Origin of the sequence: Sporolactobacillus shoreicorticis, assembly GCF_024125445.1 — a bacterium.
Taxonomy (GTDB): Bacteria; Bacillota; Bacilli; order Bacillales; family Sporolactobacillaceae; genus Sporolactobacillus; species Sporolactobacillus shoreicorticis.
In genome coordinates, this window is the sequence record NZ_JAMXWM010000030.1 from 34260 (window position 1) to 60169 (window position 25910).

The window sequence follows — 25910 nt, forward strand, 5'->3', positions numbered from 1 at the left end:
TTGGCTTAAGCCAAAGCGTTTTTCGGTTTTCAGAAAGTGAGGGTAGCCAATGCTTGGCCTGAGCCACTATTATCAACAGAACATAGATGAAATTCAAACAGTCCTTGAAGGCTATGAGCAAGGCATGAAGCAGCAGCTGGTGTCCGGACTTTCCGGCGGAGCAAAAGCGCTATGGATTGCAGCGGTTTATCAGCAGAGGAATCAGACGTCCGTTGTTGTGACGCACAACCTTTATCAAGGACAGAAACTTTATAATGATCTTGAAGGTTTGATCGATTCGGAGGAGCTGTTTCTTTATCCTGCCAACGATTTGATTGCGTCTGAACTCGCTGTGGCCAGTCCGGAACTGCTGGCTCAACGTATTGATGTGCTGAACCGGCTTGCACAAAACCGCAAAGCACTCATCATTATACCAGTTGCCGGACTGAAGAAACTGCTCGCTCCGCTCTATTTGTGGAAAGCGAGCTTATTGCAGTTTGAGATCGGAAAGACGATTGATTTGGACGCGCTTCCGCGAAAATTAACAGCCATTGGCTATGAGCGTGAATCCATGGTTTCCGGTCCCGGTCAATTCAGTATACGCGGCGGAATTATTGATCTTTTTCCGTTGACGGAAGTGCATCCGATTCGAATTGAGCTCTTTGATGATGAAATCGACTCTGTTCGCTATTTTGACAGCGATTCTCAGCGTTCACTGGAAATGATTCAAGACAGCGTGATGATTGGTCCGGCGCGGGAACTGCTGCTTTATGAGGAAAACTATAGGGCGGCAGCGCAAGGACTTGAACATGAATTAGCTGTTTCTCTGGCAAAAATGAAGGATCAGAGAGCTCAAGAGCTGCTCAGCGAACATAGCTCCGCTGACATTGAATCTTTAAAACAAGGTGTACCTTTTAACGGAATGATCAAGTATGCATCTTTATATTACAGCAAAATGACAACTATTGATGATTATTTGCCTAAAGATGCTTTGGTCATCTTTGATGAAATCAGCCGAATCCAAGAAATGTCTGAACAGCTGGATCGTGAAGAAGCCGAATGGCGGGTTGATATGCTGCAAAAAGGCGATATGGTCGGCGAACTGCCGCTGACTATGGATTGGCCGCAACTGACCGAGCGACTGTCTCATCCGCTGCTTTTATTGTCTCTTTTTCTTAGGTATCACGGCCAGTTTCAGCCGCAGAATGTCGTCAGCATCACATGCCGTGCGATGCAGAACTTTCATGGTCAGATTCAGTTGCTGAAGACTGAGGTTGAACGTTGGAAGAAAGGCGATTTTTCCGTTACCTTTCTTGCTTCAGACAAAGATCGGGCAAAGCGGTTGGATCAAGTATTATCGGATTACGGCATTCAGGCGGAAATGGTAGCACCTGAAACACCGCCTGTCCACGGAGTTAATCAGATTACAATCGGCCAGTTTGAAACCGGTTTTGAATTGCCGCTTAAGAAAATTGCGGTGATTACTGAGCGTGAAGTCTTTACAAAAAAGACAGCGAAAGCGAATCATCGCGGGAAGAAACTGTCAAATGCTGAACGCTTGAAAAATTATAGTGAACTTAAAGTTGGCGATTATGTTGTTCACGTGGATCACGGAATCGGAAGGTACGCCGGCATTGAAACGCTGGAAGTAAACGGTACTCATAAAGATTATTTGCAGATTATTTATAAAGGCAACGATAAGCTCTATGTCCCGGTGGAACATATTGATCAAGTACAGAAATATGTGAGTTCCGAAGGCAAGGAACCGAAAATCTATGCGCTTGGCGGCGGCGAATGGAAAAAGGTCAAAAGCAAGGCACGTTCGTCGATTCAAGATATCGCTGACGACCTGATCAAGCTCTACGCAAAGCGGGAAGCGAGCAAGGGCTACGCCTTTGCGAAGGACAGCGATGCGCAGCAGGAGTTTGAAGCCGCGTTTCCATATGAGGAAACCGCGGATCAGCTTCAAGCCATTGAGGAAATCAAGAAAGATATGGAAAACGAGAAGCCGATGGATCGTTTGCTGTGCGGCGATGTGGGCTACGGCAAAACTGAGGTGGCTTTGCGTGCTGCTTTTAAAGCTATTGCCGATGGAAAACAAGTGGCGTTCCTCGTTCCGACTACGATTCTTGCTCAGCAGCATTTCGAGACGGCGAGTGAGCGGTTTGAGGATTTTCCGGTCACGATCGGACTGCTTAGCCGCTTTCGTTCGAGGAAGGAACAAATGGAAACGCTTAAAGGCCTTAAGGCGGGCACGGTTGATCTTGTCATTGGGACGCATCGTTTGCTGTCAAAGGATGTTCAGTATAAGGATCTTGGTTTGCTGATTGTTGATGAGGAACAGCGATTTGGGGTGACCCACAAGGAAAAAATCAAACGGCTCAAAGCGAATGTTGATGTGCTGACGCTGACCGCGACACCGATTCCGCGTACGCTGCATATGTCGATGCTCGGGGTACGCGATCTTTCAATTATTGAAACGCCGCCCGAGAACCGCTTCCCTGTACAAACTTTTGTCATGGAGTATAACGCTTCATTAATTCGCGAAGCGATTGAACGAGAGATGGCGCGAGGCGGGCAGGTGTATTTCCTGTATAATCGTGTGGAAACGATTCAGCGAATGGCTGAAATGATCTCCGGACTTGTTCCTGATGCGGCGGTCACATATGCACATGGACAGATGAAAGAATCAGAACTTGAATCCGCGATGATTGACTTTCTTGATGGAAATGCGGATGTACTGGTGAGTACGACAATCATTGAAACCGGTGTTGATATTCCAAATGTCAATACACTGATTGTCTACGATGCCGATCGAATGGGGCTTGCTCAACTGTATCAGCTTCGCGGGCGGGTCGGGCGTTCCAACCGCGTCGCCTATGCCTATTTCACGTATCAACGCGATAAGGTCATGAACGAGGTCGCAGAGAAAAGACTGCAGGCAATAAAGGAGTTTACCGAGCTTGGTTCCGGGTTTAAAATCGCGATGCGCGACTTGTCCATTCGAGGTGCCGGAAATCTGCTCGGTGCCCAGCAGCATGGGTTTATTGACTCTGTCGGATTTGATCTCTATTCGCAAATGCTTCAGGACGCCATTGCTGAGCGCAACACGAAGGATCATACGGAAACGGCAGCAAAACCGCCTAAAGTCACCATTGAAATGGACACGGATGCATACATTCCGGATCTGTATATAGAAGATTCTTTGCAAAAAATTGATATGTATAAACGCTTCAAAGCTGCTGCTTCCGTTCAAGATGTCGAAGAACTGAAAGATGAGATGATCGACCGGTTCGGCGATTACCCAAGAGAAGTAGCTGATTTGTTTAAAGTAGCTGAAGTGCGTGTGACAGCCAATCAATTAATGATTGAGGAAATTAAGCAGCAAAGTTCGGAAGTCAGAATTATTTTCTCGGAAATGGGATGGAAATCATTAGATCGAGAGTCTCTGTTTAAAGCAATCAGCAAAATGGGTCCCGGTGTCGGTCTTGGTGCAGAAGGATCGAAAATGAGAGTGACCATTAAACAGAATAAGCATCATGCAGGTTCGATGCTTGAGGAGGTCGCTAAACTGCTTGGCGGAATTGAGCAGCTTCAGAAGCCGTCTGAGAAGGTAGGATAAATTTGGCGAAAAATGCATACTTTGACCAAGAGCGCAGATAATAATGCAAGGAATAGATGATTTTTGCGGAAGCGGAAAGAGAGGACGTCCTTGTATGAAAGCAACTGGTATTGTCCGCCGAATCGATGATCTTGGGCGGGTGGTTATTCCTAAAGAAATACGGCGCACTTTACGTATTCGTGAGGGAGATCCACTAGAAATTTTTGTTGATCATGACGGCGAAGTGATCTTGAAAAAATACTCGCCACTGAGCGAACTCGGCGATTTTGCAAAAGAATATGCGGAGTCTCTGGCGGAAAATTCAGGCAGGCTGACTCTTGTCAGTGATCGTGATGCGGTGATTGCAGTCGCAGGAGGGTCTAAAAAAGACTACTTGGAAAAGCGGTTGCTTGCGGTACCCGAAAAATCAATGGAGCAGCGGCAAACGATTCTTGAACAGGATCGCGGCGAGCCGCTCATAGAAGGACATGAGAACCTGTCCGGATCGTATGTTGTTGCACCAATTATTGCCGGCGGAGACCCGATCGGTACCATTATTCTCATTGGCAAGGATAAGAAACCGATGAGTGAAGTTGAGGTAAAGCTTGCTGAGACTGCTGCAGGTTTTCTCGGCAGGCAGATGGAACACTAAAATGCACACAAAAAAGAGGCGATTGTAGCGCCTCTTTTTTGTAGGCACAATTTTGGGCCCTGCGGAACGCAAACCGGCAAATTATGATATAATCCAACATAGCATTCTTGGAAAAGTGAGAGAGATCATGAGCGACGAGAAGAGGGCGAGTCACCTGGTATGGCGCGGTGCGGCGATACTTACAGGTGCGGCTCTGCTGGTGAAGATTATGAGCGCGCTTTATCGGCTGCCCTACCAAAATTTTGCCGGCGATGTCGGATTTTATGTTTATCAGCAAGTCTATCCTTTTTACGCATTGGCAGTAGCACTTGGCGGCACGGGATTTCCGATTGTGATTTCCAAATATATGGCCGAGGCAGGCGAGCGGCACAGTGTGAAAGTGGAGGTACAAAGACATGCACTGATCGCGCTGATGCTGATCTGCGGGCTCTTTTTTACGGTGCTTTTTTTCTTTGCACAGCCTTTGTCGGCAATGATTGGGGATCAGCATCTTCCTCAGTTGATTCGCATTGCCGCATCAGTCTATCTTTTCGTTCCGATTGTGGCGCTTTTGCGCGGAACTTTTCAAGGCGACAAAGAAAATATGCTGCCTACGGCTCTGTCTCAAATCGGAGAACAGGTGACGCGTGTTTGTTTTATTTTAGGATTGTCCTGGTATTTATTTCTGAATCACGGAGATGCCTATACGTTCGGGCTTGCAGCAACATCGGGATCGGCATTTGCGCCGCTCGTCACAATGATCATCCTTATTCTGTTCCTGCCCCGAAAAAAACAGTTCGCGCGCGAACTGTTTTCGAGGCCGGCTGCAGCGATCAATTGGCGTTTAGTAAAAAACCTTATCATTGCCGGCTGTCTTTTTTCCATACTTGCTGTTCCCCTGCTCTTGTTTCAGCTTATCGATTCACTGACTGTGCTTCGTCTTTTGGGGAAAGTGAATCTTGCTGATCCGCGAGCTGAAAAGGGTATTTATGATCGTGCCTATATGCTGACCCAGTTTGGGATAATTGCATCTGCTTCGCTGACAGCGGCAATGGTGCCGCGTCTTGCGCAGCTCACAGCATTGCGGAAGACGCGTGACTTTCAAATGGAAGCAACGCTTTCGATTAAGGTAAGCTTGGCATTTGGTGCGGCAGCTGCCGCAGGGCTTATGACGATCAGCCGTGAGGTCAATATTATGCTGTTCCGCAATGCCGACGGAACAGCAGCTTTCGCGATTGCCTCGTTCACGATGCTGACGCTTTCGATTATTTTGACAGCCTCAGGAATTTTAGAGGCAAACGAAAAACCTTGGGTACCCTTTTATTTTCTTGCCATTGGTGCATGTGTAAAAGGTGCGGCGAATTATTTTCTTGTTCCGCACTTTGCCATTGTCGGTGCTGCCCTAGGCACATGCATGGGAACGGCTGTTGCCGCCGAATTGTGCCTTGTCTACTTGCATCGCCATACGTTGGCAATGCGTTTGTCCTGGCGCGCAGTTGCGAAATTAGGCATCGCTGTATCCGTGATGGCGGCGAGCGTATTTCTATGGAAAAAAATGATCCACCGCTTCACCGATATGCTGTCGGCACGCCCTTCAGCAACAGTGCTCGCTCTATCCGGTGCCGTTGTCGGCGGCTGGGTCTTTATCATGATTCTCTACATGATCCGCTTTCTGAACAAACATGATCTGAAACGGCTTCCGATACGAAGGAGAAAAAGGCAAGGCGAGGCAGCGGCACGGTCTCGGAAACTGTGATCTGACGGTGACTTATGGTAGAATGAAAAAAATGATGGTTATCGCGTGAAAAATAATTGAAATGAATGATTAATACAATGTGGAGGAATGGTTTGAATGAATAAAAATGAACTCATCCATAAAGTGGCAGAGAAAACAGGTATTGCGAAGAAAGATACGGAGACAGTTGTTAACGAAGCGCTGGAACAAATCATTCAAACGCTTAGTGCCAATGATAAGGTTCAATTTGTCGGATTCGGCACCTTCGAAGTTCGTCAGCGTGCAAGCAGGACAGGACGCAATCCGCAGACCGGTGAAACGATCACAATTCCGGCGACACGTGTGCCAGGATTTAGAGCCGGCAATAAATTTAAGGATGCCGTGAAAAAATGAGATTGGATAAATATTTGAAAATATCTCGGTTGATTAAACGGCGAACGGTGGCAAAGGAACTTGCCGATCAGGGACGTGTTTCTGTTAACGGACAACCGGGAAAAGCGAGTTCGAGTGTTGCGGTCGGTGATCTGCTGACCCTGCACTTCGGTCAAAAACCGATGACGGTTCGCATCCTACTGCTAAAAGAAGTCGTCAAAAAAGAAGAAGCCGACTCGCTCTATGAAGTTATTTATGAGCAACAGGAAAATGAATAATTGCATGCAAAACAACTGATTCATTGTTGATCATGCCTGGTTCTAAATGGGACAGCTCCCTCATAATGTAGGAAACAGAGGAGGGGAGTTCAATGAGTCAATTCTATTCGTCTCAGATCCCTAATAAAGACAAGCCGGCGCAAAATCAGAATATAATTGTTAAGGATCGGAAATCAATCGAGATTACCGGTGTCAAACATGTGGAAAGCTTTGATCATGAAGAATTCTTGCTTGAGACGGTATTGGGCTATCTTGCCGTTCGAGGTTCAGGTCTGAAAATGCAAAATCTGAATGTTGAGCAGGGACAGGTATTGATTGAGGGGCATATTATTGAAATCAGCTATCTGGATGATCAAGGCGGAGAAGCTCATAAAGGCTTCTTCGGCAAGCTGTTTCGATGACGCTTGAACAGCAATATGTCTCGCTTGTTCTGATGCTTGCCATGGGCATTTGGTTCGGCGCTTCTTTTTCGGTCTACCAGCATTTTGTGCATCCGAAAAAAGGCCGCCGCTGGATTTTGCTGATTTCAGACCCTCTCTTTTGGATTGTACAGGCTGTATTGCTTTTTTTACTTATGCTGCCCGTTAATGAAGGACAGCTGCGTCTTTATTTTTTCTTGAGCATTGCACTCGGTTTTGCTTTTTATAAAGCCCTTTTAGAAAAACCATTCATGCGTTTATTCGGCAAAATCGTTGCGGCGGCTGTCCGAACAGGGCGCTTTACTGCAAAAATTGTCTATCAATTATTGATTTATCCGCTCTTTTTCCTATTGATGCTTGTCTTTAGATTGTGTAAAATGACAGTAACCACCTTACTGAAAATTGTGCGCTTTCTGCTTTTGATCCCGTTGAAAATTTTAAGAGGAATCGTTCGGCTGGTTCTTCCGGATCGGGCGATGATCTATTTGGCAAAGAAAAGAATTTGGTTGCAGCAGAAATTCAGATGGTGGATATCACTAGTTACCAAACGTAAATGATCGGGGGGAACGATATGGAGAGTGCCGGCGCAGAGCGAGTCACGCGGTTGCAGACAAATTATCTGCAGTCGCAGGAAGTGAATGAAAAGAGAAGAAGAAAACGGCGCAAGGGGTTAATTCGGCGTTTGACTGCTTTCTTTATTGTGTTCGCATTAGCCTGCGCCTTCATGATCTCCTCTCTGGTTTCGCAATCCCATAAGTTAAATGCTGCATCGCAGGAAAAGGCAAGCCTGCAAAAACAGTTGAATCAGTCTAAATCACAAGCAGTTGAGTTGAAGAAACGTATTTCTCTTCTGCATAATAAAAAATATATTGGCGAAATTGCAAGACGCGATTATCTGTTATCGAAAAAAGGGGAAATTATTTTTTCGAAACCCAATCAGAACAAGGATTGACAGGCACTTTTTTTGCTATGTATAATAATATAATTAGTGATACCAATTTAGGAGGAAGCTTTTTTTTATGTCAATTGAAGCAGGCAGCAAGCTGAAGGGTAAAGTATCAGGAATTACGAACTTCGGAGCCTTCGTTGATTTACCGGATGGTAAAACAGGGCTGGTTCATATCAGTGAAGTTGCGGATCGGTATGTGAAAGACATCCATGACGTTCTGTCGGTTGGTGATGAAGTAACGGTAAAGGTGTTGCAAGTCGCTCCTGATGGGAAAATCGGTCTATCGATCCGCAAAGCTGTCGATAAGCCTAAGGTCACATCTTCGTCTTCACGTGGAGGTTCACAAAGGCATGGCGGCGGGAAACGGTTTACCTCACGTGCGCCAAGTTTTGAGGACAAAATTTCTCAGTATTTAAAGGATAGTGAAGATCGCCTTTCGACAATCAAGCGCCAGACAGAATCCAAACGCGGGGGACGCGGTGCAAGAAGAGGCTGAGTGCGACCTTCGGAAGTTTCTAAATAGATAAACGCAACACTCAAGTTCATATAGAGCTTGAGTGTTTTTTATTGTCTTTTTAATTGGTGAGTGATCTTAAATTATCCGATGAGAAGACAGATTATAGCGAGATGCAGAAAATTTAGCGGAAAAAGGCGCTATTTCAAAATCTTCGCCTTCTATAGACGATAAATTCATGCTATTCATCGACAGATCGCACGATCAGATGTTGTTTATGGCTGAACATCAAGAATACCGTCGAAGTTTTTTTGGCCTTGAGCTTGTGATTCTGACAAATTATGAACGTCTACTATGCTTTAATGGATCATACAATCATAAGTTAAAGGCGGCGAGCGATATGATTCAAAAATTTGGCAGTGCGGCTGCGGGTACCATCGACCCTTACTTGCAAAAAAATCGAACGATTCAAGAGCGGTCAAAATCGCGGCACTCTTTTCAAACCTTTTTGCTAGGCGCCTTATTCCGTAGCGATTTGTTTTTTCTAACAGCCGGATTTTTGCTTGGACGAGCGGTAATTATTACAAGCCTGACACCATTTATTCTTCCTTTTTTTGCAACGGTATTCTGGATGAAACGCAAACGGAGATGGGCGGATTCAATGGCTGTTCTGGCCGGAGGACTGACGCTGTCTGTGGGACAAGCCTTTTATGCACTTCTTGGATTGATCGTTTTCTTAGCAGGGTGGAGAATCATGACTTCGTTTCAGCGTATGCATAGGGAACGCTGGCTGCCCGCACTTGTGCTTTTTACCGGATTTCTCGTGCGGCTGCTCTGTCAGGCAGCATTTTCACTGACACTTGTGTGGACAGATGTGCTTACGGCCGGAGCTGAAGCTTCATTATCCGCTCTTGTAACTCTCATCTTCATGCAGAGCGTGCCGCTCATGTCCACACGTGTTAACCATAAATTGTTTCGAAATGAGGAGATCATTTGTTTTGTGATCTTAATTTCGTCGGTAATTGCCGGTACAATCGGGCTTCATGTCTATGATTTATCCGTAGATCACGTACTTGCTCGTTATGCCGTGCTTTTATTCGCCTACGCCGGCGGTGCGGCAATCGGTTCAACTGTAGGTGTCGTCATCGGCCTGATTTTGGGCATGGCAAGTGTATCGAGTCTTTACCAGATGAGTCTGCTTGCTTTCTCAGGTGTACTTGGCGGCCTGTTGAAGGAAGCCGGAAAAGCAGGCGTTTCCGCAGGATTGCTGATTTCAACATTATTAATTGGGGTCTACGGCGGCGGATATGCAGGGCTTGGCAGCGAGGTCATTGATTCGATTGCGGCCATTATGCTTTTTCTAATCACGCCGAAGAGCCTTATTCAGCAAATGGCTTCTTTTATTCCCGGAACGCGCGAGTATCAGGCGGAACAGCAGCAATATGTGCGCAAACTGCGTGATGTAACTGTCGGCCGTGTCGAGCAGTTCTCAGGACTTTTTCAGACGCTTGCGAAAAGCTTTTATCCGCCGTCGGAGGTTGAGACGGCGGATGACAGTGATTTTCTGAGCAGTGTCACGGCTAAAACATGCCAGAATTGCTTTAAAAAGGAGTTCTGCTGGATCAATAATTTTGAACGAACGCAGCAGTTGATGCTTGAGTTGCGTGACGAATCGCGGCGAGGGAACCGTGAAGAGAATGCGCGGCTTCATCATAAGTGGCGGAGCCATTGCTCTAAGGCTGAACGCACGCTGGAGGTGATCCGCAGAGAACAGAGCCTGTCTGAATTACATGAAAAAATGAAACGAAATGTTAAGGAAAGCAGGCGGCTTGTTGCAGATCAGCTTAAAGGTGTCGCTCAAGTTATGGGCGATTTTGCCAATGAAATGAAGCGAGAACGCGGCCTTCATGAATGGCAGGAGGAAATGATTTTGGCTAAATTGAATGGGATCGGTATCCGTGTGGAGAGCGTTGAGATTTACAATTTAGAATCGGGGGCCATTGATATTGAAGCACTGATGCCGACCGATAATTATGGTGCATGTGAAAAAGTCATTGCCCCATTGCTGTCCGATATTCTCGGCGAGAGTATTGTCGTTGAAAAAAAGCAGGCTTCTGATTATCCGGGCGGGCCGAGCCGTGTTGTGTTTATCTCTGCTCGAGCCTACGATCTGGAAACCGGTGTTGCAACAGCCGCCCGAGGAGGGGGCAGTATTTCCGGAGATAACTATTCACTTTTTGAAATCGATTCCAAAAAATATGTTATGGCAATCAGCGATGGGATGGGTCATGGCGAACGCGCGGATATGGAGAGTAAAGACACCTTACAGCTGTTGGATAAAGTATTAAAATCCGGTATTCATGAAACATTGGCTATAAAATCAATTAATTCGATCTTGTCGCTTCGCTCGACTGAGGAAATTTATGCGACGCTGGATTTAGCTTTGATCGACTTGCAGAATGCAACGTCTAAATTTCTGAAAATAGGGTCAAATCCGAGCTTTATCAAGCGCGGCGGCCGTGTTTTTATGCTGGATGCCGGTAATTTGCCGATTGGCATTATTCGTGATGTTGATGTGGATATGAAGACCGAACAGTTAAAATCCGGCGATCTGCTGATTATGATGAGTGACGGAATTTTTGATGTGCCGAAGCATATCGAAAATAAAGAGGCATGGGTTAAGCGGAAAATTAAAGAACTGCAGACAAATGACCCGCAAGAAATTGCCGACCTACTGCTTGAGGAAGTAATCCGCGTTGGAGACGGCAGTATTGACGATGATATGACAGTTATTGCTGCACGAATCAGCCATCATATTCCTGAGTGGTCTGCCTTTTCAACAGATCGAAGCGATGAACGTGTCAATCGAGCCTAATTTGATCTAATGAATCTTTCAACTTGTTTTTACCGCAGTCTGTAAATCTGCGAGGCAGATAGATTCCATTTGGCATGCGCAGGATACGTTTTGCACGATCGCGGTATAGAAACTACTTTTCCTGTCTATCATAATGCTAGATTCAAGGAGGAGTGAAAGGTTCAATGAAGAAAGGTACGTTAAAACAAATTCTGTTAATTACTGACGGGTGCTCCAATGAAGGAGAAGATCCGGTAGCGATGGCGGCACTGGCCCGGGAACAAGGGATTACGGTCAACGTCATCGGTGTTCTTGATCAATATGACACGGAAGACAGCCACGGTCTGCAAGAAGTAGAGGGAATTGCGCAGGCGGGCGGTGGAATCAGCCAAATCGTCCAGACAAAGCAGCTCGCACAGACGGTACAAATGGTGACGAAGCAGGCGATGACTCAGACGATTAAAGGCGTGATTAATCAACAGCTTCAGGATATTCTGGGCGACGGAGAAACGGTAGAGGATCTGCCTCCTGAAAAACGCGGAAAAGTAATGGAAGTCGTTGATGAGGTTGGTGAAACCGCTGATCTTCATGTATGCATTCTTGTCGACACAAGCGCCAGCATGAAAAATAAATTACCAACCGTGCGCGAGGCACTGACCGACTTGTCGCTGAGCTTATCCGCACGCATGGGTGAAAACCAATTTTGTCTCTTTTTATTTCCCGGGAAAAGAAAGTCGGTACAGAAAGTTATTTCATGGACTCCGCAACTGGACAGTATTAAACGCATCTTTGAAAAAATAAGCTCACATGGCATCACACCAACAGGTCCGGCAATTAAAGAAGCTGTGAAAAGCTTTTCTTCGCTGTCGAGAAAACAGTCGCTTGTTGATGACGATGAGGCGTATGATGACGGCCCAAGATAATCTGCATTTTGCCCCTGGAACCTTGATTATTGGAAAATGGCACCAAAATCACTACCAGCTTGTCAAGTGGCTGGGAAGCGGTGCACAAGGTACGGTGTACTTGGGAAGAGATGGAAGACGTTCGGTCGCGATCAAGCTAGCAAAAGATCGGGCATCGCTGATCTCAGAAGTTAATGTATTGAAACAGTTTGAAAAGCTCCGAGGTGATCCTTTGGGGCCTTCTTTATATGACAGCGATGACTGGTTGACACGAGGCGGAACAATTGGATTCTGCGTTATGGAATATTTGGATGGCGTTTCTTTGTCCGAGGCGCTTAAGCGGAAGCCTTTTGATTGGACGCTTGTATATATGCTGCAGTTGTTAAAGCAATTGCAACAGCTGCACAACTCGGGGTATATATTTGGTGATCTCAAGCCAGAAAATTTGATCCTAATGCATCCGGGGCACGCCATTCGCTGTCTCGATTTCGGCGGTGCAACACGTATCGGGAGATCTGTGAGGGAATATACTGAATTTTATGATCGGGGATACTGGGGTTTTGGCAGCCGACGTGCGGAGCCAAGCTATGATTTGTTTGCTTGCGTGATGATTATGATCTATGCCGCCGCCGGAAAAAGAATAGCACGGACAAATGAACCTCAAGTTCAGCTTATACACTTTGTGAAAAATCATCCGAAATTGGCGCCATACCGAAAAACAGTAATGAATGCGATGAGAGGTAATTACTCAACCGCGGATATCATGCGGCGAGATCTGCTTCAAGAAGTAATGACGAGTCGGCAAAGTAATCCGCAGATGCCGCAATCAAGGCGGAATGTTCGGAAAACAAATGCCGTCTCAAACAGAAGCGGCTGGAAATCGGCATGGCTTGCTGCTTCGGTTTTATTAACTGCCTACATTGTGTTTGTCATTGTTTACGTCATGTAAAAATTGGAGTATTGTGGACATACATTATTTAGTAAGTATTTCGTCTGGGGAGAAAAACGATGACATTTTCTGAACGTGTGACGCGTTTTATCGGCACGCATCATCTGGTCCGCTCAAACGAGAGGCTTGTTCTTGGTGTCAGCGGCGGGGCGGATTCGATGGCGCTTCTGCACTTTTTTTATATGAAAAAGAAAGACTGGGAGCTTGAGCTTGCGGTCTGTTCTGTCGATCATACACTCAGAGGAGTCCAAAGTAACGAAGATCAAAATTATGTCGCATCATTTTGTAAAAAACGGGAGATCCTTTTTATAGGGAAAACGGTCGATGCCCGTTCATGGAGTGCAAAACGAAAGATCAGCATTGAAACAGGTGCGCGCGAACTGAGATACAAGGCCTTTGCGGAGGCGATGGCGGTATTTAAAGCTGACGCGCTTGTTCTGGCACATCACGGAGATGATCAAATAGAAACAATGCTGATGCGGCAGGTCCGCGGAACGATCGGGGTGGGAAGGGCTGGAATTCCCGTTCGTCGTCCTTTTGAAGGAAAGGAGATCATTCGGCCATTCCTTTCGCAAACAAAAGCCGATTTAGAACGTTATTGTTCTGAAAACGGAATTGTTCCGCGGCATGATGAATCAAATGAATCCGATGCGCATACAAGAAATCGTTTTCGGAAAAATGTACTTCCCTTTTTGAAAAAAGAGAATCCCCAGGTTCATCTAAAATTCCAATATGAAAGCGAGCGGATTGCAGAGGATGAATCCCTGCTTTTACAGATGGCTGAGAATCGGCTTGAGCGGGCGGTTCTGGATAAAAAGAAATGTGAATATGCGCTTTCAGTTCCCGAGTTTCTTGACATTCACCCGGCTTTACAAAGGCGTACAATTCATCTACTATTATGTTATCTCTATACAAATCGACAGCTGCAGCCGCCACACCAATCGATACATATTGAACAACTATTGCAGCTGCTGCATTCCAGTCATTCCTCAGGGAGCGTCATTCTTCCCAAGGGGCTTACAGCTAGAAGATCTTATGATCGCTGCCGGATCGGATTCGTAATGGAAAGCGGTGACATAGGTGAGCAGACGGCGATTCCTATTCCCGGGAGAACAGATTTTCTTTCAGGATCCATTGAAGCTGCTTATCTGAAAGGAGAGGAACTGTCGTCTGCTGCATATACTCGCGACTGCTTCATCCTTGATGGGGACCATATTGCTCTTCCACTTTATGTGCGGACATGGCGAGTCGGAGACCGGATAAGCCCGAATGGGATGACAGGATCGCAGAAAATTCAGCGTATCTTTATCAACGAAAAAATCGATCGCAATGAAAGAACGAAGTGGCCTTTAATTACCGATGCGAACGGCCGTATACTTTGGCTGCCGCTGTTGAGGCGGGGGATGCCTTTTCCGTCATCGCCCGATTTAGAGAAAAAAAATTATATAAAGCTTCAATTTATACCGTTTACTGATTTTGGGAGGACGCAGGAATGAAGGAAGACGTCAAGGAAATATTAATAACAGAAGAGGAAATCCAGAATAAGGTACATGAATTCGGCGCAGTGCTCTCAAGCGAATACGCCAATTCCTTTCCTCTTGTGATCGGTGTGCTGAAAGGGGCACTTCCCTTTATGGCTGACCTGATCAAGACCATCACGGTTCCGATTGAAATTGATTTCATGGATGTGTCCAGCTATGGCAATTCGACTGTGTCGTCAGGAGAAGTAAAAATTCTCAAGGACTTGGATACTTCAGTTGAAAACAGAGATATTCTGATAATTGAGGATATTATTGACAGCGGACTGACCCTGAGTTATTTAGTCGAATTATTTAAGACCAGAAGAGCGAAATCCATAAAAATTGTGACGTTGCTTGATAAGCCGTCAGGAAGAAAATCGGATGTTACTCCGGATTTATCAGGGTTTACTGTTCCCGATGCTTTTCTGGTCGGCTATGGTCTTGATTATGCGGAAAAATACCGAAACCTTCCTTTTATTGGCATCCTCAAACCAGAAATATACGAGGGTTGAGCTGCTGATTTTCAAGAATTTTTGCTATTAGTAAGCCAAGGCATGAGTGAAAATGCAATTGCTTGGGCAGCACCATGTGTATGTGGTACTATAAAATATGATTTGTTTTTAGAGCGGGAGGAGGTAAGGCATGAATCGACTTTTTAAGAATATTATCATATATTTATTTATTGCGTTAGTGATCATCGGTATCGTCAGCTGGCTGACGGAAACGAATCGTACCGTAAAACCGATGACGTACAGCGCTCTACGAACGAACTTAAGCAAAGGCAATGTAGAGCAGGTAACCTTACAACCGGAAGGCAGTGTCTTTGCAGCGACAGGACGTCTGAAGGATGCTGATAAGAATACAACATTCAAAGCGTATCTGCCGCCAAGTGATAAGGCGGTAAATCAGGTCATTGATTTAGCAAGCAAATATGATGTAAAACCTGCGGAACGGACAAGCGGATGGATCACTTTCGTTACATCGCTGATCCCGTTCGCAATTATCTTCTTCCTTATCTTTTTCCTTTTGAACCAAGCTCAGGGCGGCGGCGGCCGAGTGATGAATTTTGGCAAAAGCAAAGCAAAGCTGTACTCGGAAGATAAGAAAAAGGTTACATTTAAAGATGTGGCCGGGGCTGACGAAGAAAAGCAGGAACTGGTAGAAATTGTTGACTTCCTCAAAGATCCGAGAAAATTCGTTGCTCTTGGTGCGCGAATTCCTAAAGGTGTATTGCTTGAGGGACCTCCGGGTACCGGTAAAACATTGCTTGCGCGTGCGGTTGCAGGTGAGGCAGGCGTACCGTTTTTCTCCATAAGCGGTTCAGATTTTGTTGAAATGTTTGTTGGTGTCGGCGCGTCTCGTGTCCGCGATTTGTTTGATCAAGCCAAAAAGAATTCACCATGTATCATTTTCATCGACGAAATTGATGCTGTAGGGCGTCAACGTGGTGCCGGACTAGGCGGCGGTCATGATGAACGTGAACAGACACTGAACCAATTGCTTGTTGAAATGGACGGCTTTGGAGCCAATGAAGGGATTATTATCATTGCCGCAACCAACCGCCCGGATATACTTGATCCGGCACTTCTCCGTCCCGGACGTTTTGACCGTCAGATTCCTGTGAACCGTCCCGACCTCATCGGACGAGAAGCCGTGCTTCGTGTTCACGCACGCAACAAGCCGCTAGCTAAAGAAATTGACTTAAAGACTGTGGCTAAGCTGACTCCGGGATTTTCAGGAGCGGATTTGGAAAACCTGCTTAATGAAGCGGCCCTTGTCGCTGCTCGGGCAAATAAAAAAGTAATTAACATGGAAGATATCGATGAGGCGGTTGAACGTGTGATCGCCGGTGTTGCTAAGAAATCACGTGTGATTTCGAAGAAGGAACAGAACATTGTCGCCTACCATGAATCGGGGCACACGATTATCGGTCTCGCTCTTGAAGGTGCGGATGAAGTGCATAAAGTTACGGTTATACCGCGTGGTCAGGCCGGCGGATACACGGTCTCGCTACCAAAAGAGGATCGCTATTTTATGACCAAACCGGAGTTGCTTGAGAAAATATGCGGACTGCTAGGTGGCAGAGTTGCTGAAGAGATCATCTTTGGCGAAATTTCAACCGGCGCCAGCAATGATTTGCAGCGCGTCACGGGATTGGCACGTCGTATGGTTACCGAATTTGGTATGAGCGATAAGCTTGGTCCAATGCAATTCGGCAATAATGACAGCGGCCAGGTCTTCTTGGGACGCGACATTCAGAACGAACAGAATTACAGTGATGCGATCGCTTTTGAGATTGATCAAGAAGTACAGCGCATTGTTAAGACGGAGTATGAACGGTGCAAAAAGTTGCTTCTTGAACATCGGGATAAGCTTGAGTTGATTGCTCAGACGCTGCTTAAGGTGGAGACACTGGAAGAAGAGCAGATCAAATCGCTGTATGAAACCGGCAAGTATATCGAACCAAGCAAGACCCGATACGCTTCTTCTAAGGATGATGATAAAGAAGAAGCCACTGCAATTGACCCGGCTGAGCAGAAGGATGATTCAGAAAGTGATGTCAAAGTGACGATTCATTCCAAGGATGAGGATTCGATGCAAAAGCCGGTAGACACAAAAGAACCATCAGACACTGAAAAAAAAGACGACGAGCATAAAATATAACCACTGTCTTGAGTGCACATACAAAGAAAAGGGAGGCTTCTCCGAATGGGAGTGCCTCTCTTTTTCGCTTTTGCCCTGATTTAATTCGAGAAACCGGCTGAATGAACGGGAGGATAATTTGATGATTTTTGTTTGTGATGTAGGGAATACTCACATTGTTCTGGGCGCTTACGATGATGGAAAGTTAACGAATCATTGGCGTATTTCAACAGATCGCGAGAAAACAGAAGACGAATTCGGTATGCTGATTAATGATCTCTTTTCATACACCGGACTTTCATTTGACAAGTTCAGCGGTGTGGTCATTTCATCGGTTGTACCGTCAATTATGTTTGCTTTGGAGCGTTTGTGCGAAAAATATTTTCATTTGAAACCAATAATCGTCGGTCCTGGTATTAAGACAGGATTAAACTTGAAGTACGATAATCCAAAGGAGCTTGGTGCAGATTTAATTGTGAATGCGGTAGCAGCAGTTAACGATTATCAGGCGCCCATCATTGTGATCGATTTTGGAACGGCGACAACCTATTCGTATATTGATGAGCACCGGGCGTATATTGGCGGTGCGATCGCTCCCGGCATTGATATTGCGACCGAGGCGCTTTATGAGCGAGCCTCGAAGCTTCCGAGAATTGAAATCGCAAAGCCACCGCATATTGTCGGACGTAATACGGTTCACGCCATGCAGTCCGGAGTGCTTTTCGGTTATGTCGGGCAGGTAGAGGGCATCGTCTCGCGGATGAAAAAGCAGGCCTCCGCAAATCCGGTCGTTGTTGCGACCGGAGGATTGTGCTCGCTTATTTCTCATGAGACCAGCAGTATTGACCATGTAGACCCTTTATTAACACTTAAAGGGCTCTTTCTCATTTATCAGCGTAATGCATAAAAAGAAAGGAATGATCGGATTGGGCGATTATTTTATTAAGGCACTCGCGTGCAGTGGCAGTCTCAGGGTAATTACATCGGTAACGACCGAAACGATCAGAGAGGCTCAGGCGCGTCACAAGACATGGCCGACTGCAACAGCAGCACTCGGACGAACGCTGACTGCTGCGATGATGATGGCTGCACAAGAAAAAGGTGATGAAAAAATAACTGTGACCGTTCAGGGCGGCGGCCCGATCGGGGCCATCGTTGCTGATGCGAATACCCGGGGACAAGTGCGCGGCTATGTGACGAATCCTAAAGTGCATTTTGAATTAAATGAACAAGGCAAATTGGATGTGGCGCGTGCAGTCGGTAAAAGCGGTTTTCTCAGCGTCGTTAAAGATCTGGGTCTCAGAGAAAACTTCACCGGACGTGTGCCGATTATTTCGGGTGAGCTGGGCGATGATTTTACCTATTATTTTGCACGTTCTGAACAAGTACCCTCTGCTGTCGGTGTCGGTGTGCTTGTCCATCCCAATCAGACGGTGAAGGCTGCAGGCGGCTTTATTATTCAGGTGCTCCCCGGTGCGGATGACGCAGCGATTGGAAAACTTGAAGAACGTCTGAAGACGATTCCGCCAATTTCTAAATTAATTGATGCGGGACATTCCCCTGACGAATTGCTTGCCGACCTTTTTCCGGATGGTAATTATAAGGTATTGCAGAAGCATCCGGCGGCCTTTTATTGTGATTGCTCAAAAGAAAAATTTGCGTCATCCATTACCGGCTTAGGTGCAAAGGAAATTCAGGCTATGATTGATGAAGACGGTGGGGCGGAAGTGACCTGCCAATTTTGCGAAACACACTACGCATTCACAGCAAATGAATTAAAAGCGCTGATTCCGGATGAATAACTTGGAAACCTGTCTTTTGGTAAATTCCTTTTCTGAGTGAAATTTTTAAATCTTATCGGTGTAAGATTTTGGTGGAACTCAGTTCTTGAGCCCGCCGATCATTCATGATTATCGGAACTAAGGGTTTGGCTTGGCAAAGTCACGTTTTCCAGCGGCTGCGCATAAATGAAACACGTTTTTCGTATTGTAAACAGATGCATTGCGTACTGATCTAAATCATTGACGAACCGCCAATTGACTGATAGTATAGTTTATAAATCATACATGATTACTGCGGATTTAAAGGAGGATGAATGATGACTGTTGCAAATTCAGTTACAGAACTGATTGGAAATACGCCAATTGTTCGCTTGAATCATTTGACCGGTGAAAATGATGCGGAACTTTATGCGAAGCTCGAATATTTTAATCCGGGCAGCAGCGTGAAGGATCGAATTGCGCTGTCGATGATTGAAACCGCTGAAAAAGAAGGAAAATTGAAGCCAAACGACACGATTATTGAACCGACAAGCGGCAATACCGGGATTGGTTTAGCTTTGGTTGCTGCTGTAAAAGGATACAAAGCTATTTTGGTTATGCCGGAAACGATGAGTATTGAACGGCGTAAATTGTTTAAGGCATATGGTGCCGAGGTCATTTTAACTCCTGGGGCTCAGGCGATCAAGGGATCGATTGCCAAAGCTCAAGAACTTGCGAAGGAAAAAGGCTACTTTTTACCGCAGCAGTTCCAGAATCCGGCAAATCCGAAAGTACATTATGAAACGACCGGTCAAGAACTCGCCGCAGCTTTCGATTCGCTGGATGCATTTGTGGCCGGAGTCGGAACCGGCGGCACGTTAAGTGGAAGCGGCAAGGCTTTAAAAGAGAAATTTAAAGATATTCGTATTTATGCGGTTGAACCCAAAGATTCGCCAGTGTTGAACGGAGGGAAAGGCGGTCCGCATAAGATTCAAGGAATTGGAACGGGTTTTATTCCGGATACCTTGGACACGGAGATTTACGACGAAGTCATTGATGTCGCAAACGAGCAGGCATTTGAATACGCGCGTCTCGCAGGCAAAAAGGAAGGCGTGCTTGCCGGCATCTCCGGCGGCGCGGCAATATATGGCGGCGTTCAGGTTGCTAAGAAGCTAGGCAAGGGTAAGAAGGTTGTTGTCGTCGTGCCGGATAATGGTGAACGCTATTTGAGCACGCCATTGTATCAAGTTGAAGAATAATCAAATATGCAGAGCAAAAGCCCGGGAAACCGGGCTTTTTTCTTTAGATATAAATCATACATGCACCTGCACTTACCCGGTGGTTTCTAAAAGTAGACAGCTAATTGTGTTATACTGTTCTTATTAAGCTGTGAATGATTTTCGGGAGGATCAAACGTCTAGTGAGCAACTTTCAACTTTCCCCCTTGCATCTGTTGAACATAAGGGGCAGAACGCTGGATTATCAAAAAAAGACGATGATTATGGGTATTTTGAATGTCACTCCGGATTCGTTTTCCGACGGCGGCCGGTTCAATCAATTGGATTGGGCTGTCTCCCATGCACTGCAGATGGAACGCGACGGTGCGGACATCATTGATATTGGCGGCGAGTCAACACGTCCGGGGCATACGCCGGTTGCAATGGATGAAGAGATTGCTCGTGTCGTGCCGATGATTCAGGCAGTTCGCGAACATACGGATCTGCCCATTTCCATTGACACTTTTAAGGCAGAAACAGCTCGCTGCGCACTGGAGGCAGGAGCAGACATTATTAACGATATCTGGGGTGCCAAAGCGGATCCCGATATGGCGAAAATAGCCGCGGAATATGGCACACCGATCATCCTTATGCATAATCGCGACAATAATAACTATCAAGATATCATCACTGATATGAAAAACGATCTTCGTGAGAGTATTGACATCGCATTGAAGGCGGGTGTCGATCCGGAGCATATCATTCTTGATCCGGGTATTGGTTTTGCGAAAAACTATCAGCAGAATCTCTTCGTTATGAATCATCTTGAAGCGTTTCATGAACTCGGCTATCCAATCCTGCTCGGCACATCGCGAAAGGGCTTCATTGGAAAAACACTTAACGTAACCGTGGACAATCGAATCGAAGGCACCGGAGCGACTGTTTGTCTCGGCATCTCCAAAGGCTGCCAAATCATGCGTGTTCATGATGTGTTTGAGATCGCGCGTATGGCGAAAATGATGGATACGATGCTGCGGGAGGTTCGTCTTGACTGACACAATTAATTTAAACCGCATGCAGTTCTATGGGTATCATGGTGCGCTTCTGGAAGAACAACGGATGGGTCAGCGTTTTGATGTCGATTTAGTATTAAAATGTGATCTGTATCAAGCCGGAACCACCGACAGGCTGGATCAAACTGTTAATTATGCAGAAATATACACGCAAGTAAAGGAAATTGTGGAAGGCTGTTCCTATGCGCTGATTGAAACAGTAGCAGAAAAGATTGCTGAAGCGATCCTGCTTGGCTATTCAAAAGTTGAAAGCTGCAGGGTTAAAGTCATTAAGCCAAACCCGCCGATTGCCGGCCATTATGAATCGGTATCGGTGGAAATTGAACGGTTTCGAGCAACTGCCTACTTGGGGCTTGGATCGAATATAGGCGATCGGGCGGGTTATTTAAAACGCGCGCTCGAGGCGCTGCAAGCAGAACAAAAGATAAATGTCGTGCGCTGTTCGTCGATTTATGAAACGGATCCTTATGGTCGTGTTGAGCAGCCGGATTTTTTAAATATGATCGTGCAGATTGAAACACTTTTTCCCTCAATCGCTCTATTGCACAAGCTCCAAAAAATAGAAGCGAAATTGGAGCGAATGAGGGAGGTACACTGGGGACCGAGAACAATTGATCTCGACCTGCTGGTCTTTGACCAAATGATTTCCTACTCTGAAGAACTGTCCCTGCCCCATCCTGAAATCGCGCGTCGCGCTTTTGTCCTTAAACCGCTTGCCGAGATTGCGCCGCACCTGATTGTTCCTAGAATCAACCGTTCAGTTATGGAAATGTGGCAGAATCTCAATGGAGAAGAGGGAGTGCGACTATGGAAAAAGAACAATGGGGAAGGAAAATTCGGGCTTTTCGAAAACTGAAGGGCTATACGCAAGCTGAACTCGCCAAAGAATTAGGTGTTTCATTAACACTTTTAGGTGAAATTGAAAGAGAAAGCCGTGAGCCTGAAACGGAACTTGTTGCGAAGATCTGTGATACATTGTCCGTATCTCTTCAGGAAATGAAGGAATTATAGAATGAGGAAAGGATGATTTGATGCTGAAAATTGGTCCGATTGAGATGAAGAACCAAGTGGTTCTTGCACCGATGGCGGGCGTATGCAATTCAGCATTTCGTTTGATTGCCAAGCGCTTCGGAGCCAGTCTGGTCTGTGCCGAAATGGTTTCCGACCGCGGTATCATTCACCACAATCAAAGGACATTAGATATGTTATCTATTGATGATCGTGAAAAGCCGCTCAGTTTGCAGATCTTCGGCGGTTCAAGAGAAACCCTTGTTCAGGCAGCGAAATACGTGGATAAAAATACAAATGCGGATATTATTGACATAAACATGGGGTGTCCGGTACCGAAAGTGACCAAATGTGATGCCGGTTCAAGGTGGCTGCTCGACCCCGACAAGATCTATGAAATGGTGTCTTCCGTTGTCGATGCGGTGGACAAACCTGTAACCGTTAAAATGCGCAAGGGATGGGATGACGACCACATCTATGCTGTACGTAATGCTCAAGCGGTCGAACACGCCGGCGGCAGTGCGGTGGCGGTTCATGGGCGTACGCGCGTGCAGATGTATGAAGGAAACGCGGATTGGGACATTATCCGTCAGGTGAAAGAATCCGTCGGCATTCCTGTTATCGGCAACGGTGACGTTCGGACGCCGGTGGACGCGAAACGGATGCTTGAGGAAACCGGTGTCGATGGTGTCATGATCGGACGTGCGGCGCTTGGAAATCCTTGGATGCTGTACCGTACGGTTAACTATTTGGACAGCGGCACACTGCCGCCTGAACCAACTGCTAAAGAAAAAGTGGATGTCTGCCTGATCCACTTTGATCAATTAGTGAAATTGAAGGGTGAGCACATTGCGTCATTGGAGATGCGCAAGCATGCTGCATGGTACATGAAAGGGCTGCGTGGGGGCAACGATGTGCGTAAGGAAATCAACCAATGCGAGACCGGTACCGAGCTCCGCCAAGCACTTATCGAATTCCGTGATCGGCTGGAGCACGATTTAGCGCCGGCGCGCTAAGGTTGACAGTGTTTTTTTTATTCTCTATAATTCGATTAGATATTAAACTGCCGGATGTATTGCTGGCAGTTTTCTTTATACAAATAAAAATGTATTAAAGAATAAGAGATTAACGGTGTCTCGTATAAGAAAAAATGATTCTGTCAACTTTTTCTTTATACACCGGATGTGCTTCACTGCGCATCTGAAAATAAGCAAAGCTCGATCCTGCCAGCGAGTGCTATTTTTGGTGCCTGCGGGATACGACTGGAGGTTGAAAAGAATGAGTCAGGAAGTGGATCTGACCGATCAGCTGCAAGCCAGACGCGAGAAGCTGAAGGTTTTGATTGAACAAGGAATTGACCCTTTTGGCGGTCACTATGATCGCACACATGATACAGAAAAAATTCGCACGCTCTATGCGGACAAGACAACGGAAGAACTCGAAGAGAAGGAGATTGCCGTTGTTATGGCCGGTCGTTTGATGGCCAAAAGGCGTAAAGGCAAAGCAGGATTCGCCGATATACAGGATTTTTCCGGCAGAATCCAACTGTACATTCGCAAGGATGCCGTAGGCGAAGAACAGTACGAGATTTTCAAACATATTGATATCGGCGATTTCGTCGGTGTTGAAGGCACTGTGTTTAAAACGCATGTGGGCGAGTTGTCAATTAAGGTGAATAAATTCAGCATTCTATCAAAGGCGATGCGTCCGTTACCGGATAAGTTTCACGGGTTAAAGGATGTGGAGCAGCGCTACCGTCAGCGCTACTTGGATTTAATCGTTAATCCTGAAGTTAGGCAAACCTTTATTTTAAGAAGCAAGATCGTTAAAATCATCCGCGACGAATTGGACGGTCAAGGTTATCTTGAAGTCGAGACGCCGACGATGCACTCCATACCCGGCGGCGCAGCGGCGCGTCCGTTTATCACACATCATAATGCCCTGGATATGGATCTGTATATGCGTATTGCTATTGAATTGCATCTCAAACGACTCATTATTGGCGGCTTTGAAAAGGTTTATGAAATCGGCCGCGTCTATCGCAACGAGGGTGTATCCACCAAACATAATCCTGAATTTACGATGATGGAACTCTATACAGCCTATCAAGATTTGCGCGACGTTATGGAATTGACCGAGAATCTTATTTCTTCTGTTGCCGAAAAAGTACTCGGCGGTACGGAAATCACATACGGTGATGCAAAGGTTGAATTGAAGCCGCGCTGGCGTCGTGTGCATATGGTTGATGCGATTAAAGAAGAGACTGGTGTTGATCTTTGGCCGCAAATGACTGACGAAGAGGCACGTAAATTAGCTGCAGAGAATGGTGTTGCTGTAAAGGATGACATGACCTATGGACATGTCGTTAATGAATTCTTCGAACAAAAAGTTGAGGAAACATTAATTCAGCCGACTTTTGTATATGGCCATCCGGTCGTTATTTCCCCGCTTGCAAAGAAAGATCCGAAAGACGCGCGATTTAGCGATCGTTTCGAACTATTCATTGTCGGCAGAGAACATGCCAATGCATTCAGTGAATTGAACGATCCGATCGATCAGCGCGAACGCTTTGAAGACCAGATGCGTGAGCGTGAAGCAGGTAACGAAGAAGCGCAGATTATCGACGAAGATTTTCTGGAAGCAATGGAGTACGGCATGCCGCCAACCGGCGGTCTCGGGATCGGTATTGACCGCTTGATTATGCTATTGACCGATTCGGCATCGATTCGCGACGTGCTGCTGTTCCCTCAGATGAGAAGAAAAGATTAATAAATAATTGTCATATACCTAGAGTCCGTTCTGCCCGAAAAAGTCGGCAGGCGGGCTCCTTTGCTGTCTGAGAAACGATAAAATATCGGTTGTCTGGGAAACCTACCTATCTGTTAAACGATCTGCAGCACTCCTGAGAGACTTGAACCATCGCCAAGCGAAACTGGGCACATTCATGTATCCGATATTTTATTTCTATCTTTGGTTTAGCGCTATATAGAATTAAGCTTTGGTTAAGTTCGGTTAATAATAATAAACGCTTGACGCTCAAGGCGAACTATTATTTGATGGATGATAATTTAAAGTAATATGCTTTTGGCGAGTGCTTAAGCTAAATTTGGGACGAAGGCTTCTAAATTTTGTGGATTGTTTTGAACTGTGTTGTTTGCTTAGCCAAACGACGTGCACAACATGTTAATCATTAAAAGTTTGCTTCATATTTTCTAAACTCTTGTTACTGTTTACCGTGACATCAAAGAAGTTGCGTGATCCGAATAAATGACAACGAGATGAATCAATATTTGTAATAGCTTTATCGATTTAAGTATTGAAGGAGAATATAAATGAATTTCAGTTAATTTTCGTTGACAAATAGGATGAATGCTGATAATATTTTTATGTTGCTGAACAGCAGGTCGTTTGTTGTTGACATGCTGTCCAAGCCTATGTATAATTAATAAGATCGTTTTTTGCGATTGATAGAGTATTTTCATTGAAAAATTAATTAATTGTTAAATTGTTGTTGACATGATATTGATTTCTTGATAAGATATTCAAGTCGCTTCAAGAGCGATTGT

23 protein-coding genes are annotated in these 25910 nt (G+C 45.8%); all 23 read left to right on the plus strand.

Annotated elements, in window-relative coordinates; genetic code table 11:
- The first annotated feature begins 49 nt into the window (after window positions 1–49).
- The 23 genes from mfd (at window position 50) to lysS (ending at window position 25113) form a co-directional block, all read left to right on the plus strand.
- Window positions 50–3601 (plus strand): transcription-repair coupling factor, encoded by a 3552-nt coding sequence (mfd, locus tag NIE88_RS18465; protein WP_253064457.1) that lies wholly within the window; start codon window positions 50–52, stop codon window positions 3599–3601.
- A 94-nt stretch (window positions 3602–3695) separates the two neighbouring features.
- Window positions 3696–4232: a stage V sporulation protein T gene (gene spoVT, locus NIE88_RS18470; RefSeq protein ID WP_253064459.1), complete on the plus strand. Its 537-nt coding sequence runs from the start codon at window positions 3696–3698 to the stop codon at window positions 4230–4232.
- A 127-nt stretch (window positions 4233–4359) separates the two neighbouring features.
- Window positions 4360–5967: a putative polysaccharide biosynthesis protein gene (locus tag NIE88_RS18475; protein WP_253064461.1), complete on the plus strand. Its 1608-nt coding sequence runs from the start codon at window positions 4360–4362 to the stop codon at window positions 5965–5967.
- A 96-nt stretch (window positions 5968–6063) separates the two neighbouring features.
- Entirely contained in the window at window positions 6064–6339 is a 276-nt protein-coding gene (gene hbs, locus NIE88_RS18480; protein WP_253064463.1) for a non-specific DNA-binding protein Hbs, read from the plus strand.
- A complete protein-coding gene (locus NIE88_RS18485) occupies window positions 6336–6596 on the plus strand; it encodes an RNA-binding S4 domain-containing protein (RefSeq protein WP_253064465.1) in 261 nt (86 codons plus the stop codon). Before hbs ends, NIE88_RS18485 begins: the two co-directional genes overlap by 4 nt.
- 92 nt (window positions 6597–6688) lie before the next feature.
- A complete protein-coding gene (yabP, locus tag NIE88_RS18490; protein WP_253064467.1) occupies window positions 6689–6997 on the plus strand; it encodes a sporulation protein YabP in 309 nt (102 codons plus the stop codon).
- Window positions 6994–7572 (plus strand): spore cortex biosynthesis protein YabQ, encoded by a 579-nt coding sequence (gene yabQ / locus NIE88_RS18495; protein ID WP_253064469.1) that lies wholly within the window; start codon window positions 6994–6996, stop codon window positions 7570–7572. The genes yabP and yabQ overlap by 4 nt, the downstream gene beginning before the upstream one ends.
- A gap of 14 nt (window positions 7573–7586) precedes the next feature.
- Complete coding sequence (locus NIE88_RS18500; protein WP_253064471.1) at window positions 7587–7967, plus strand: FtsB family cell division protein; 381 nt, start codon at window positions 7587–7589, stop codon at window positions 7965–7967.
- A gap of 67 nt (window positions 7968–8034) precedes the next feature.
- Complete coding sequence (locus NIE88_RS18505; protein WP_253064473.1) at window positions 8035–8460, plus strand: S1 domain-containing RNA-binding protein; 426 nt, start codon at window positions 8035–8037, stop codon at window positions 8458–8460.
- A gap of 358 nt (window positions 8461–8818) precedes the next feature.
- Window positions 8819–11293, plus strand: coding sequence for a stage II sporulation protein E (gene spoIIE, locus NIE88_RS18510; RefSeq protein ID WP_253064475.1), 2475 nt, complete (start codon window positions 8819–8821; stop codon window positions 11291–11293).
- Window positions 11294–11457: 164 nt separating this feature from the next.
- Window positions 11458–12195 carry a vWA domain-containing protein gene (locus NIE88_RS18515; RefSeq protein ID WP_253064477.1) on the plus strand — a complete coding sequence of 246 codons (738 nt, stop codon included), beginning with the start codon at window positions 11458–11460 and terminating at the stop codon, window positions 12193–12195.
- Window positions 12179–13123 (plus strand): serine/threonine protein kinase PrkT, encoded by a 945-nt coding sequence (prkT, locus tag NIE88_RS18520; protein WP_253064479.1) that lies wholly within the window; start codon window positions 12179–12181, stop codon window positions 13121–13123. The genes NIE88_RS18515 and prkT overlap by 17 nt, the downstream gene beginning before the upstream one ends.
- Window positions 13124–13182: 59 nt before the next feature.
- Complete coding sequence (gene tilS, locus NIE88_RS18525) at window positions 13183–14619, plus strand: tRNA lysidine(34) synthetase TilS (protein WP_253064481.1); 1437 nt, start codon at window positions 13183–13185, stop codon at window positions 14617–14619.
- Window positions 14616–15155, plus strand: a complete 540-nt coding sequence (gene hpt, locus NIE88_RS18530; RefSeq protein ID WP_253064483.1) for a hypoxanthine phosphoribosyltransferase — start codon at window positions 14616–14618, stop codon at window positions 15153–15155. Before tilS ends, hpt begins: the two co-directional genes overlap by 4 nt.
- A gap of 130 nt (window positions 15156–15285) precedes the next feature.
- Window positions 15286–17307, plus strand: a complete 2022-nt coding sequence (gene ftsH, locus NIE88_RS18535) for an ATP-dependent zinc metalloprotease FtsH (RefSeq protein ID WP_253064484.1) — start codon at window positions 15286–15288, stop codon at window positions 17305–17307.
- A 121-nt stretch (window positions 17308–17428) separates the two neighbouring features.
- Window positions 17429–18193 carry a type III pantothenate kinase gene (locus tag NIE88_RS18540; protein WP_253064485.1) on the plus strand — a complete coding sequence of 255 codons (765 nt, stop codon included), beginning with the start codon at window positions 17429–17431 and terminating at the stop codon, window positions 18191–18193.
- A gap of 19 nt (window positions 18194–18212) precedes the next feature.
- Entirely contained in the window at window positions 18213–19088 is an 876-nt protein-coding gene (hslO, locus tag NIE88_RS18545) for an Hsp33 family molecular chaperone HslO (protein ID WP_290446592.1), read from the plus strand.
- A gap of 293 nt (window positions 19089–19381) precedes the next feature.
- Window positions 19382–20305, plus strand: coding sequence for a cysteine synthase A (gene cysK, locus NIE88_RS18550; protein ID WP_253064486.1), 924 nt, complete (start codon window positions 19382–19384; stop codon window positions 20303–20305).
- Between the two features lie 236 nt (window positions 20306–20541).
- A complete protein-coding gene (gene folP / locus NIE88_RS18555; protein WP_253064518.1) occupies window positions 20542–21318 on the plus strand; it encodes a dihydropteroate synthase in 777 nt (258 codons plus the stop codon).
- On the plus strand, window positions 21311–22192 hold the full coding sequence (folK, locus tag NIE88_RS18560; protein ID WP_253064487.1) for a 2-amino-4-hydroxy-6-hydroxymethyldihydropteridine diphosphokinase: 882 nt from the start codon (window positions 21311–21313) through the stop codon (window positions 22190–22192). The genes folP and folK overlap by 8 nt, the downstream gene beginning before the upstream one ends.
- Window positions 22144–22347, plus strand: a complete 204-nt coding sequence (locus NIE88_RS18565; protein WP_253064488.1) for a helix-turn-helix transcriptional regulator — start codon at window positions 22144–22146, stop codon at window positions 22345–22347. The genes folK and NIE88_RS18565 overlap by 49 nt, the downstream gene beginning before the upstream one ends.
- A 20-nt stretch (window positions 22348–22367) precedes the next feature.
- On the plus strand, window positions 22368–23360 hold the full coding sequence (gene dusB, locus NIE88_RS18570) for a tRNA dihydrouridine synthase DusB (protein ID WP_253064489.1): 993 nt from the start codon (window positions 22368–22370) through the stop codon (window positions 23358–23360).
- A 262-nt stretch (window positions 23361–23622) separates the two neighbouring features.
- The gene (lysS, locus tag NIE88_RS18575) at window positions 23623–25113 is read left to right on the plus strand and encodes a lysine--tRNA ligase (protein WP_253064490.1); all 1491 of its coding nucleotides are present in this window, start codon (window positions 23623–23625) and stop codon (window positions 25111–25113) included.
- Window positions 25114–25910: the final 797 nt, after the last annotated feature.